Below are 11970 nucleotides of genomic sequence, written 5' to 3' on the forward strand. Positions count from 1 at the left end.
TTATAATTTTCGTTTGATAAGTAAGTGATAATTCGCAATCGTTGTACAAGCAAATAACCCTATGCTAGTATAGCAATAGGTGGATTGGTTATATATATCCAAAACACTACAATTCTAACAATCCAAAAACATTAATAATTCACATGAATTTTATTAAGGATGGGATACGAGTTCATGAAAATAGATCGTACCGATAAAAGACCAATATGGCAGCAATTACTTGATCAGGCTATAAATCATATTGTAAGCGGTGTTTGGAATCCTGGCCAACTCCTTCCACCTTCTCGGGAACTTGCCAAACAGCTAGAAATTTCTCGTTCAACCGTACAAATTGTGTATGAAGAGCTAGTTACTCGTGGGTATACGGTGACCTCTCGACGTGGGGGAACACACGTGAATGATTGGAGGCACTTTACTGGAAAGCCAATAAAGGAGAAAATTTCACCTTCCCCCCCTAAGCTCCCTGATCTGCCTCATTTTGTTGATCAGTCACAACATTGGTTCAGAAGCAAAGATCACCTAAATTCAGTTATAGATTTTAGTCCCTATCAACCTTATTTGGATTCGCACTTTCAAAATTTGTGGCGTAAGTCTTATTTGAAGGCCTCTTCCAATTTAAGTGCATCCAGTTGGTCTTACGGGGATTCTTATGGATTTGAGCCTTTACGCGAACAAATCCAGCGCCATTTATCACTTGAACGTGGCATTCACGTTCAAACAAACCAAATTTTATTAACATCTGGAGCACAGCAAAGCATTGATCTCATTGCCCAAGCGCTTTTGACCGAAGGAGATACGGTGTCCGTGGAGGATCCTGGTTATCCCATAGCATGGATGACAATGAAGTATCGGCATATGAGGGTTGCTCCAGTTCCTGTTGATGAATACGGTCTTGTAGTGGAAAGCATAGCACCTGAAGCCAAACTAATTTTTGTAACCCCTGCTCATCAATGTGCTGTTGGCGTAATGCTGTCGGCATCGCGCAGACAGCAGCTTCTGCATAAGGCAGCGAAACAGCGAGCTTGGATTATTGAAGATGATTATGACAGTGAGTTTCGTTACCGCGGGGAACCTGTGCCGACTTTATATAGTCAGCTACCACAAAATTGTCTTTACTTAATGAGTTTCTCAAAATTAACTGCACCGGGCATTCGAATATCAGCAATTATTGGGCCTACAAAAGCGATTGAACAATTGGCTCGCGTCCAAGCATTCACCTATCGTCATCTTCCAATCATGGAGCAAGTAACACTATCGCACTTCATTGAACACGGATATTTTATGCGCCATATGCGACGAGTTAGAAATGTCTATCGTCGTCGACACGAGATACTGCAAAAGTCAATTGTTGCAAGTGGTCTTCGCGAGAAATTTACATTACAAGGAGTTGAAACTGGTCTCCATGTATTACTGGAGGCTAATGAGTGTTTCGAGGAGAGTATGATGACCCATCGTGCATTTCTGAAAGGAGTTCATGTACATCAACTTCATTCTTACTGCTTGGAGAGCAAACGTAAAGGATGGGTATTAGGTTTTGCAAAGGTAGACGAGGAATTAATTGAGGAAGGAATATACCGACTTGCAGAAACAGTCTTATGAAAATACGTAAGATTCATTATCACGACCATGTCGTGATGAATAGCGATAGTTCCATCTATATATTATACATTGATAATCTACTTTTAATGTTTGACAGATTTTAAAAAGTCAACAATATATAGGTTTACCCAGAGTGGATATCACGTTCCTCGTTTATACTAAATAACTCTAGGGTTTTTCTTACAATCATGGAATTAACATTATGGCGTAGATCCAATATCCAAAAGTTCAAGAATTAAGGTCGCATGTGAGAGCAGCGACCTTTTGAACAATCCACTATCAATTTTACAGCAAATCTTATGGTTTCACACGAATCACAATACAAATCAAACAGGTGACCAGCTCTAGCCAACATTTAAGCTGATTGACTAAAACCATAGCCAATTACTCATGCGCCAATCTACGTTTACAAAAAAACTCATCTATCTTGCTCCACTTTACCTATCTCCTGAGCTATTTCTTCAAATATTCAGAAGTAAATTTATCCAGGAAGGAAAATAATTGATTATTCATTGAAGTGTAATCATTTTTCCTTAATTCATCAGCTTGCTGTACAAAACGTTTGTTTTTATCTCGAATCAACTCTTCTTCTGAATGTGCAATCAAAAGCTCAATCAACTCCGGATTGAACTCCATGTGACATTGAAACCCATACACAAATTCTTGGTACCTTACAATTTGTCTTGGACAACCTTCGCTGTATGCCACCACTTGGCTTCCTGCTGATAATCCAGGCATATCATTATGCCAATGACCTACAACACTGGTATTATCGAAATGAGAAAAAAGTTCTATCTTCTTCCCTTCATCCGTAAATGTTATCGGAAAACAACCAACTTCTTTTTCTGGACTATGCTCATATCTTGCCCCAAGAGCTTCCCCAATGAGTTGAGCTCCCAAACAAACTCCTAATACAGCCTTGTTTGATTCCACGCACCTTTTAATCAGCGCCACTTCTGAGGCCGAATCAAAGTGTGGGCACATTTTTACGGTTGTACTTGGAGATTGAGGTCCACCCAATACAATTAATAAATCAATTTCCTCGATCGATTGAGGAAGCTGTTCACCATTATAAACCCTTGAATATCCAACGCTATGTTTATTTGCTTCGGCCCATGTAAGAAAAGCACCCGGCCCTTCGAAAACTTCATGAACAAGAAAATGAATATGCATACAAAAAACTCCTTTTTTGTAATTAATTTTCTATACTTTGATTCATCTAAATCATGAACCTTATTCTATAGAACTATCTTTAAATTTCTTAAAATTATAACAGTTATTTAGCCAATAGAAACTTCCATACTATTATTTTTTGAACAATCCATTTCATATCCCATCTCATTATTTTTTCGGAACCTAACACAAATCAGATATGATCTTAATACCTATTTGAAGTGGATTGGAACGCTCTAGCCTACGCCTATCAATTCTAGAAATTTTGCTAAAATAACATTGTCCATGTTAGTATATTTTCTAATGGACTGTTAATGATACACAATGATTATATATTTTACACAGTCCATACTTCATTACTTGACGGGATCCGAGGTGAAACCGATGTTGAAAGTAAATCGAGATGATAAACAACCAATTTGGCAGCAATTACTTGATCAAATGATTCATAATATTACAACGGGGAAGTGGCCTCCTGGTGAACTACTGCTTCCTTCTCGTGAACTGGCCCAATTAGTTGGGGTTTCGCGTTCAACGATTCAGATAGTTTATGAGGAGTTATTCAGTCGCGGTTACACAGTAACATCTCGCCGAAACGGTACAAGAGTAAGTAATTGGGCATGTGGGTCTCTTTTACCAGAAGAAGCATCCTTCCGAGAACCAATAATTCCTGAATTGCCAAAATTAAATATAAATGCAGGCTATTTACACAACTGGATCAGAGGAGAGAACAATCAAAAGGTAGTGATCAACTTCAACCCTCATGAGCCATATTTGGATGATCAGTTTCAAAAAAATTGGAGGCAATCTTTTCTAAAAGCCTCTTCAGTAACAGAATTGCAGGATTGGGCATATGGTGATGCTTATGGACTTGTATCATTACGCGAACAAATTCAACATTATTTGTCAGTTGAAAGGGGCATCCAAGTAGATCTCGATCAAATCCTTTTAACTTCAGGCGCACAACATACTCTCGATTTGATTGCCCAAGGCCTTCTAAAAGAAGGGGATACTGTATCGGTAGAAGACCCCGGATTCCCTGCTTCTTGGTTGGCAATGAACTATCGACGGATGAAAGTTGTTCCAGTTCCTGTAGATGATTACGGGCTGCAAGTTGATCGTGTTGACCCTCAATCCAAACTTGTTTTTGTAACACCAGGACATCAATGTGCAGTTGGGGTCATCATGTCAGAACCTCGAAGACAGCAGTTATTACAAATGGCCGCACAACATTCATTCTGGATTGTTGAGGACGATTATGACAGCGAATTTCGCTATCGTGGTGACCCCCTCCCATCGTTATACAACCAGCAACCTCAAAATACATTGTATATGATAAGCTTTTCAAAAATGGTCGCCCCCGGTATTCGCACATCAGCAATTATCGGTTCTAAAGATGCCATTCGTCAGCTTGCACACATACATGAATTGATCTACCGCCATCTTCCCATTATGGAACAGTTAACACTTGCTCATTTTATTGAGCATGGCCATTTCATGCGTCATATGAGGAGGGTGCGAAATGTATATCGGCGTAGACACGCAGCCATGACGAAAGCTATCCTCGCGGCAGATTTAAACAAGCATTTCCGATTAAGCGGCGTAGAAACAGGCTTGCACATGCTTCTCGAAGCTGAATCTTCATCAGATGAAGGAACAATAACAAATAAGGCACTTGAAAAGGGGGTGCGCATTTACCCTCTTAGCACATATTGTTTGGAGAGTAATCGAAAAGGATGGGTACTGGGCTTCGCTAATGTAAGTGAAGCAGCCATTAAGGAAGGCATTGATCGACTATCTGATATTTTAATTTAGGTGGATTCGCAATCAACCAACATTACCTGAATAATCGCCAAAACCGCTGATCTTCGCTAACGGTGACGACACCATCAACCAGATGGAAGTACACAGACAAGGCTATATCTTGGGTAAACAATACCTTTCACAAAGATAAGATTAATTAGAATAACGCTGGCAGTCACCTTCGGTTCTACGGATGCCTGTTACCCATCTGCAGAATTTTGACACACCATCGATATAGCTGCAGCTCATCTTCGACTGGACAGATCATATAATTGTTTACAAGTCGACCCTTGATATACTTCCATCCCGCCTGTAGTATATAAACGTTTACTCAAATAGCAAGGAGAGCTAATACGTGCTTGAAGAGGACATTAGAATAACGAAAAGTAGAGAAGCTATTGTACAAGCAATGGATACTTTACTCGAACAAAAGCCTTTCCGAAAAATTACCGTTAATGATATTTGCAAGACGGCTATTATAGGACGTACCACGTTCTATGCTCATTTTGATGCAAAATATAAGCTTATCTCTTATATTTTGCATCAAGAGCAGAAAGGGCTGGAAGATATAATACTGAACTCGCCACCAGAGGAAGTAATACTACATGTTCTCCTTGATATTCGCGACAATAAAAAGCTGTACTATAATCTCTTTGTGGCAGAAATGTCAGATGAATTACAGCGACTGCTTCAAGGGACATTTAGCAGCTTCTTTACCAATATACTCAATGTCTGCAAGACGGAGGGTGTACAGTTGGCCTGTGAGACCCTGCCGCCTTTAGTAGCTTATTATACAACTGGTGTTGTCGGTATTATAATGTGGTGGACTGAGACGGATTTTTCCATGCCTGCCGAAGAAGTCACCTTATGCCTGTCAAATCTATTAGGATACCTATGGGAATAGAACGCCATGCTCTATATTTTCCATTTTATCTTATGCGTGATTAAACTAACAATAATCAAAGTAAACTAAAATATCCGCTAACGAACATTGTGGAGCAAAGTGTTCGTTAGCGGATATTTTGATTATAACTGTGTCTTACTATAAGCCCCTTATTAAGGTTAAAATTTAATAAATACTGAATGAGCTATTTCAATGGCAGTAATAACAACTTGATTTGTCTAATATTACTTACTTTAGAACAACAATTAATAAATGAAATTAGGAGGAATCGAGCATGATTAATTACAGAAGACCAAGGCTGGAAGAATTGAAAGAGGTAGCACGATTGAATGCCGTGTCATTTGCAGATTATCCATTATGCAGTGAGATCAGGAGTGAATTTACAGATGAGGATAGCTTTGTTGATTTTATGACAGAAATCTTTCAGGTTTACATCGGAGCATATTATAAGAAAAGTGTCGTTTTTGTGGGCGAAGTAGAAAATCAGATAAAAAGTTTTGCTATTTTAGACCGCCCTTATAGTAAGGGTATCGGTTTATTTGACTATTTCCGTGCTGGTGTATTCAAATTATTTAGAACAGTCAGCATCACCAAAGTGTTTAAATTTTTAAAGATTCTCAATGAAGGTCATGAACCCAGTAAGGATCTTAAAAAACGTTCCTGGTTCTTAGAATCCCTGGCAGTTGACAACTCATGCAGGGGTCAGCAATTGGGAAGTAAAATGCTTAAGGACTGTGTCATCCCCTACATTAAAGAACAAAGTAAAGGGAGCAAGTCAGAATCGTTTGTTACTTTTACGAATAATGATATCAATAGAAAATTCTATACTAAGAATGGATTTACCGAGTTTGATTTTACAACAATTGAACGGAATGGAAAAACAATTGGCAACTGGAGTTTCAAGATGTCTGTATCCCCAACATAATATCTCGAATTTCTGATAATATTACCTTTTATATATCGTCTTTTTTCTTTGCTATCAGTACGATATATCCATTCCCGGATTCATGGTGAGAGGCACGAAAGTCTTTAGATAAACGAAATCAGAACCGATGAGAAAAGAAACACGGTCACCACTTCATATAGCGAACATAAATGGCCAGCCAGAGTTTTCTGGTTGGCCGAATAATACAAACAAAATGATGCTTAATCTTCTGTCAGAGAAACAAACTTGTCTGCATCCTGATAAGCTTTATTCACTGCTAGAGGGAAGGACTTGGGTTTATAAGCAAATGATACTACACCTTGACTAATATTTAGATCCGCGACTTCACAATTCTGTTCTTCCCTAATTTGGGCTCGCTTCGCATTTATCTCAACATCTGCAATCAAAGGAGCAAAGCCTTGCTCTTTTGCATAGAGATACATCATTATATATGTTCCCACATCCCTTGGATGCGTACGGTCGCTGCCTATAATAGTTGCTTTTGAATCATTTTTTTGGAGTTCCTAATTGATTTTAGTTATAGGAGATGTAAAATCAACAAAATGGTATCCCTCGATTTTAGCTATTTGCTTAAGTTTTTTAGCTGCAATCAGCATTCTTTGAAGTTTCCCAGGTATTGGTGCTACATCAACACTTACGGTCTCATCATATGGAGATGATGCAAAGAGAGTAATATCTTGGATATCTTTTGACTTAACAGCTTCAATTAGAGATTTCATATCTTCGATATATTGGTCAACCTCGTATTCCTCATCGTTTAAATCATTCATTCTAAACATAATGATCGCTTTATTTGCATTAACAAAAGATGTTTCCCAATCCAGCCTTATTAATCCTCCCTAGAGCGGTGTCTCCAGGTACTCCCATATTAATCATTTGTACTTTCCGGTCCACAATATCCTCATCTTTTAGCTTAAGATCACTTGATTTTAACGAAGTATCTACTCGCAGAAACTCAAAATTCCATATTGAGTTGAACAAAAAGAGCATGATTATACTTAATACAAATACTTTGCTAAGTTTTCTCACGAATCATAGTCACCTCTTCGATTCATTTTGATCCTGCTTAAATACAGCATTTTCATAAACCCATGGAAATTTTCCTAAATCCCCTCCATGAAAATTCATCTTTTTTACCTAGTGGAGTGCTTTGTGTTCCAATCATGCTTGCGCTTTCAAAAAGCTCGGTACTGACGATACAATGCCAGACAGCATTTTGTTTCGTTAGTGTATGTCAAACTTCTGTAGATGAAAAGGCCTTAATTATAACAATAACTCCGGTTTCTATTGATATTTGATATTGAACATGATCTAGGTTTGTCTCAAGAGCATCAAAATATAATAATTGCATCAATTTTTCAATATCCCAGACCACTTCAGTACGGAAACGTTACCAAGTATGCGGTTTATCGGAAACTGAAAAAATCCCTTCATAGCCTAGAAGATCTGAGTAAACCAGATCTAACTAGGAGTTTGGAGGGACATTTCTGGATAATTCTAAATAACCAACAAATGAGTTAGCAATTATTTCAATTCCCGAAAGAACCGCAGATAACCGTATTATCCGAAAGCGCCGGGATTGCATTCGAACAGCGGCTATCCCTGTTCTGCTTCCCGATGGCGTTAAATTGATCAGTAGCTCGCCCATCGACACCGCGTCAAACATTCATCTGCAATTTCTTTCCTTATTATTAGATCAGGCAGAGCTTCGTTCAAGCGAGGTCAGGTTCATTAGGATTGCAGATGTTTTCTATTTTATATCACCGTTCACACGCTCATTTCAATTTTCCAACCGCTTATTTCGATTTTTAGCCAACTTTTTAACACACCATCCTTTTTTCACAAAGTAACAGCTTTGCCTCAGAATTTCGAAATAACATAGGTCTATTCTTTAAGTAGATGTCTCATTGACATTTACCCGCATACATTTCATATTGGAGTATTCATACCCAACACCCTCATAAAATCTCTGTGCTGTGGGATTATCTGCATCAACTAACAATGTAATCCTTAAAAATCCATGTTCCTTAGCAAAACGAATGATTTCTTTCATAAAGAATTTGCCATATCCTTTACCACGTTCCGTTGATGACAAAATAAAATCTTCAAGTACAATGACCTTCCCGCCTTCAGCGGTACTAATAGAATATAATAAATTCGCCATTCCAATAATTTGATTATTCTCAAGCAATAATAGCAGTTGTCCAGAATCGGGATTACTTATAATCATATTCAGTCCGGCTCTCATTTTTTCGACTTGGCTACCGGCTGTAAAATCTTTTTCCATTTGAAACAATTCTGTTAACAAATCACACATCACTGGGATATGCTCGGATCTGGCTTTTTGAACACCCAACATACTCTTCTCTCCTTTGCTACGTTCAAACGTTTCGCCTCTGAAAATCAAAGAGATTCAGCCAATGTTATTCTACGCAATGCTCGTACGATAGAGCATCGTATACAGTTGCACGTAGATGGCTAAACCCATAACCCATAACCTTTCTGCCCCAGCTTAGAAAAATAGCCTGTAGTTACCGTCAGGCCATAATATCACCAGTAAAAATTATAAGCACCTGAACCGATCGTCAGAACTATCCCTTTTTCTGTTTGATCATAACTGATTACTCCTTCTGAAGAGGACAAAGTCTCTCCATTTTCAAATACGTTACTTAGTTCAGCAGCCTGCAGCAATACTTCCGCAGTCGCATTTGCGGGTACTTGCACATATAGTCTCGTTCCTTCTTTCTCGAGGTGCCAGTGTGATTCGCTCGTCCATATGGTGTATTAAGAGCTGCACGAGCAAACGTTAGTTCCCCACATGCAAATCGTGGTGCTATCCGAATTCGCTTGTATGCCGGCACCTCCTCGTCTAAATCAAGTCCTGCAACAGTTTGATACAACCACTCTCCAATGGCACCGTAAGCATAATGATTAAAAGAATTCATATCGTCACTCCAGAACGAGCCGTCAGGCTTGATGCCATCCCAGTGCTCCCAGATAGTCGTCGCTCCTTGATTTATAGAATATAACCAGGATGGATACGATTGCTGTAGCAATAACTTGACCGCTGTATCGTGAAACCCGTTGTTCGATAATACTTGACACAGGTATGGAGTTCCAACGAATCCGGTTGTAAGATGATATTCGTTTTCCACTACCTAAACATTTCTCTGTTGTCGTATATAGAAAGATTGGTATGGGCAAAGAGCTTAGTTTTGTAGTCATCTATGATGCTCTCTATAAGTTCAGTTACAACAGTTATACCGGGCCTTCTTCTAGAAATAACTAGATTATTGTAAAAATGCTCTCTCCCTAATAAAGTTTGCTTCCAAAATACATAAGCATAAGCATATGGACAAATGGGAGGGAACTCTTCATTTTCATTTTTTCTAAGTTCCTGAAGCATTAGTATACATTTTAGATGTTTTTTGATGAATTTCTTTCTAATATATTGGTCTATAGCTTTGAAACATCTACTATTTTCATTATATAAATCATTCTTAAATTCATCTCTATACAAGTAATCTTGCCTTAAGGCAACTTTCACATTAAAAAAATACTTGGATTTAACTCTAGGTTCCAGAGTAAAATGTTGAATTGAACTAACCTGTGGTGTAAATAGAAACCGATTTGAATCATCTCTCTTCCCTTGTTCTATCCATTTAAAAACTGATAAAAAAATCGGGCTGAAAAAACGCATTTTTCAGCCCGATTTTGCTTATCTTTTTTTAAAATCCACCTTAGTTCTTACCGCCATAGCCCTTATAAGTAGCGTAAACTGCATCTGCATATTGATTGGCCAGAATAGGACGGCCATAAGAGTCTGTAGCTCCCGGATACCAGTTATCTCCTCCGTTATAGTGTAATAAGCCATTATATATGTTGCCGAATCTAGTAATCTTTTCATTTAAAATCAGTCCGCCCAAGCATACCTGATCTTGTTCACTGCCGTGATTATAAGCACGGCCAAATTTTGAACTGAATTGAGATAAATAAGCATTACGTGTGTTTGGTTCTACCTGCATCAATCCGTCGCCGGCTGATGGACTGCCTGGTAAGCCTGCTCCAAAGCTGCTTTCCTTTTTGATCACAGCACTCAGCAATAAAGCAAAATCTCCGCCTTTACCGAATTTATCGCCCGCATTCATTGTGTATGTCCATATGTGGCTTGGAACTTCGGAAGGCTTTGTTACTGAAGGACCTGTTGGTGGCGTTGTTGGCGGTGTTGTAGGTGGCGTAGTTCCGCTGCCGCCTTTCTCCCATAAAGCAGGAACAATAGGTGGTTCCCAACCTACGAGGGAAGTATGTGCCTGACGACAGGTATAAGTACTTCCACTATATGTTACTGTATCATTTACTGCATAGGCAGTATTTGGTGCCCATGCTCCCCTAGCGGCTGCGCTCACCGGCAAGACTGCGCAAAAGGTGGATAAGAATACTGCTAAAACTACCAAAAGTGATGTGGCTTTAAAAGAAAACTTTTTGCTAGTCATTTTCAAACCTCCTTGTATTTTTCTTCTGATATTTTCCTGTGTTGCTCATTTTCAACATTTATCAGCACTATTTCCCCCCCCTTTGTTTTCACAAATACTTCAAGTTCATTCCATAATTAAAGCGATTAAACAAATGATTACAATTCTGATAATACAGAAACATGAAAATAATTCCAATAGGACGTAGGTTCTACTTTCTTGAAATTTTTGATTAGACTGGAAAGAGGCTAAGTCTACAGGTCATTAAAGTCAACCTAAAAACTTAGCCTCTTGATTTCATATTAAATTTTAAATAAACTTCAGTCTTCACATAACATTGTCTGCAAAGTCGATGAGACTACTATTTATTATTGCTGCTACATCCTTTTTGTAATCGTGTATAAAAAAATGATCCCCGTCAAACATATGAATTTTACAACTTTTGGACGTATAATCATGCCATTTTGCAACGTCAAAAATAGTGGCTCCCTTTTCTCTTTTTCCCCACAATACACTTATATCGCAGTCAAGCTTAGCGTTTTTTTCAATGTGCCTGTATGTGTCAGTAATTCTAAAATCCGCTCTGAGTATCGGTAAAAACAACTCCATTAATTCATTGCTTTTCAGAACCTCTTTGGGCGTGCCTCCCAGCTTAAATACCTCATCCACAAACTCCTTATCCGGCAAATCATAGAGTACCTTCTTCTTACTTACAAAACCCGGAGGATATCTGCCGGAAATAAACATATGGACAGGATATGGATGTCCGAGCTCCTTTATTCTATAGGCAAGTTCATATACAAGTACACTGCCCATACTGTGGCCAAACAACGCATAAGGTTGTTCTTCAAGGTTGCTTATGATAATACGGTGTATATCTTCAAGCGCTTCCTCAACACTTCCGTAAAACGGTTCACCAATCCTGCTGCCTCTTCCCGCAAGCTCAATCGGGAAAAGCTCAATCCTATCATGCAAGTATTGTTCCCAATATTTATATACTGCTGCAGAACCTCCTGCATACGGCAGACAAAACAATTTAATCTTATCCATTATATCTACCCCTTATATCTGAA

10 protein-coding genes and 1 pseudogene are annotated in these 11970 nt (G+C 38.6%); 4 read left to right on the top strand and 7 right to left on the bottom strand.

Annotated features, from left to right (window positions below; translation table 11 throughout):
- Nucleotides 1-174 precede the first annotated feature (174 nt).
- Nucleotides 175-1599, top strand: a complete 1425-nt coding sequence (pdxR, locus tag NLX74_RS24075; RefSeq protein ID WP_254330730.1) for a MocR-like pyridoxine biosynthesis transcription factor PdxR — start codon at nucleotides 175-177, stop codon at nucleotides 1597-1599.
- A gap of 453 nt (nucleotides 1600-2052) precedes the next feature.
- Here pdxR (NLX74_RS24075) and NLX74_RS24080 read toward each other — a convergent pair whose 3' ends face one another.
- Nucleotides 2053-2772, bottom strand: a complete 720-nt coding sequence (locus tag NLX74_RS24080) for a type 1 glutamine amidotransferase (protein ID WP_254330731.1) — start codon at nucleotides 2770-2772, stop codon at nucleotides 2053-2055.
- Between the two features lie 384 nt (nucleotides 2773-3156).
- Here NLX74_RS24080 and pdxR (NLX74_RS24085) point away from each other — a divergent pair, with 384 nt between their 5' ends.
- The 3 genes from pdxR (NLX74_RS24085) to NLX74_RS24095 all read left to right on the top strand — a co-directional run bounded on the left by pdxR (NLX74_RS24085) (nucleotide 3157) and on the right by NLX74_RS24095 (nucleotide 6404).
- The gene (gene pdxR, locus NLX74_RS24085; protein WP_254330733.1) at nucleotides 3157-4587 is read left to right on the top strand and encodes a MocR-like pyridoxine biosynthesis transcription factor PdxR; all 1431 of its coding nucleotides are present in this window, start codon (nucleotides 3157-3159) and stop codon (nucleotides 4585-4587) included.
- Nucleotides 4588-4930: 343 nt separating this feature from the next.
- Nucleotides 4931-5479 carry a TetR/AcrR family transcriptional regulator gene (locus NLX74_RS24090; protein WP_254330735.1) on the top strand — a complete coding sequence of 183 codons (549 nt, stop codon included), beginning with the start codon at nucleotides 4931-4933 and terminating at the stop codon, nucleotides 5477-5479.
- A 274-nt stretch (nucleotides 5480-5753) separates the two neighbouring features.
- On the top strand, nucleotides 5754-6404 hold the full coding sequence (locus tag NLX74_RS24095; protein ID WP_254330737.1) for a GNAT family N-acetyltransferase: 651 nt from the start codon (nucleotides 5754-5756) through the stop codon (nucleotides 6402-6404).
- A gap of 221 nt (nucleotides 6405-6625) precedes the next feature.
- Here the strand turns inward: NLX74_RS24095 and NLX74_RS24100 are convergent, their stop codons facing one another.
- The 6 genes and pseudogenes from NLX74_RS24100 to NLX74_RS24125 form a co-directional block, all read right to left on the bottom strand.
- Nucleotides 6626-6850 (bottom strand): hypothetical protein, encoded by a 225-nt coding sequence (locus tag NLX74_RS24100; protein WP_254330739.1) that lies wholly within the window; start codon nucleotides 6848-6850, stop codon nucleotides 6626-6628.
- Between the two features lie 78 nt (nucleotides 6851-6928).
- Entirely contained in the window at nucleotides 6929-7204 is a 276-nt protein-coding gene (locus NLX74_RS24105; protein ID WP_254330741.1) for an SGNH/GDSL hydrolase family protein, read from the bottom strand.
- Between the two features lie 1112 nt (nucleotides 7205-8316).
- Nucleotides 8317-8784, bottom strand: a complete 468-nt coding sequence (locus NLX74_RS24110) for a GNAT family N-acetyltransferase (protein ID WP_254330743.1) — start codon at nucleotides 8782-8784, stop codon at nucleotides 8317-8319.
- A gap of 191 nt (nucleotides 8785-8975) precedes the next feature.
- Nucleotides 8976-9580, bottom strand: a pseudogene (locus NLX74_RS24115) (alpha-L-rhamnosidase-related protein).
- Between the two features lie 585 nt (nucleotides 9581-10165).
- Entirely contained in the window at nucleotides 10166-10918 is a 753-nt protein-coding gene (locus tag NLX74_RS24120) for a carbohydrate-binding protein (RefSeq protein WP_090738952.1), read from the bottom strand.
- A gap of 306 nt (nucleotides 10919-11224) precedes the next feature.
- Complete coding sequence (locus NLX74_RS24125; RefSeq protein ID WP_052132609.1) at nucleotides 11225-11947, bottom strand: thioesterase II family protein; 723 nt, start codon at nucleotides 11945-11947, stop codon at nucleotides 11225-11227.
- Nucleotides 11948-11970 lie beyond the last annotated feature (23 nt).

This window comes from Paenibacillus sp. MZ03-122A (assembly GCF_024213325.1).
Lineage (GTDB): Bacteria > Bacillota > Bacilli > Paenibacillales > Paenibacillaceae > Paenibacillus > Paenibacillus polymyxa_B.

What these genes read in the sequence shown, in the direction of transcription:
- pdxR (WP_254330730.1), top strand. Translation starts at nt 175, where the DNA reads ATGAAAATAGATCGTACCGATAAAAGACCAATATGGCAGCAATTACTT.
- NLX74_RS24080 (WP_254330731.1), bottom strand. Translation starts at nt 2,772, where the DNA reads ATGCATATTCATTTTCTTGTTCATGAAGTTTTCGAAGGGCCGGGTGCT.
- pdxR (WP_254330733.1), top strand. Translation starts at nt 3,157, where the DNA reads ATGTTGAAAGTAAATCGAGATGATAAACAACCAATTTGGCAGCAATTA.
- NLX74_RS24095 (WP_254330737.1), top strand. Translation starts at nt 5,754, where the DNA reads ATGATTAATTACAGAAGACCAAGGCTGGAAGAATTGAAAGAGGTAGCA.
- NLX74_RS24100 (WP_254330739.1), bottom strand. Translation starts at nt 6,850, where the DNA reads ATGATGTATCTCTATGCAAAAGAGCAAGGCTTTGCTCCTTTGATTGCA.
- NLX74_RS24105 (WP_254330741.1), bottom strand. Translation starts at nt 7,204, where the DNA reads ATGTTTAGAATGAATGATTTAAACGATGAGGAATACGAGGTTGACCAA.
- NLX74_RS24110 (WP_254330743.1), bottom strand. Translation starts at nt 8,784, where the DNA reads ATGTTGGGTGTTCAAAAAGCCAGATCCGAGCATATCCCAGTGATGTGT.
- NLX74_RS24120 (WP_090738952.1), bottom strand. Translation starts at nt 10,918, where the DNA reads ATGACTAGCAAAAAGTTTTCTTTTAAAGCCACATCACTTTTGGTAGTT.
- NLX74_RS24125 (WP_052132609.1), bottom strand. Translation starts at nt 11,947, where the DNA reads ATGGATAAGATTAAATTGTTTTGTCTGCCGTATGCAGGAGGTTCTGCA.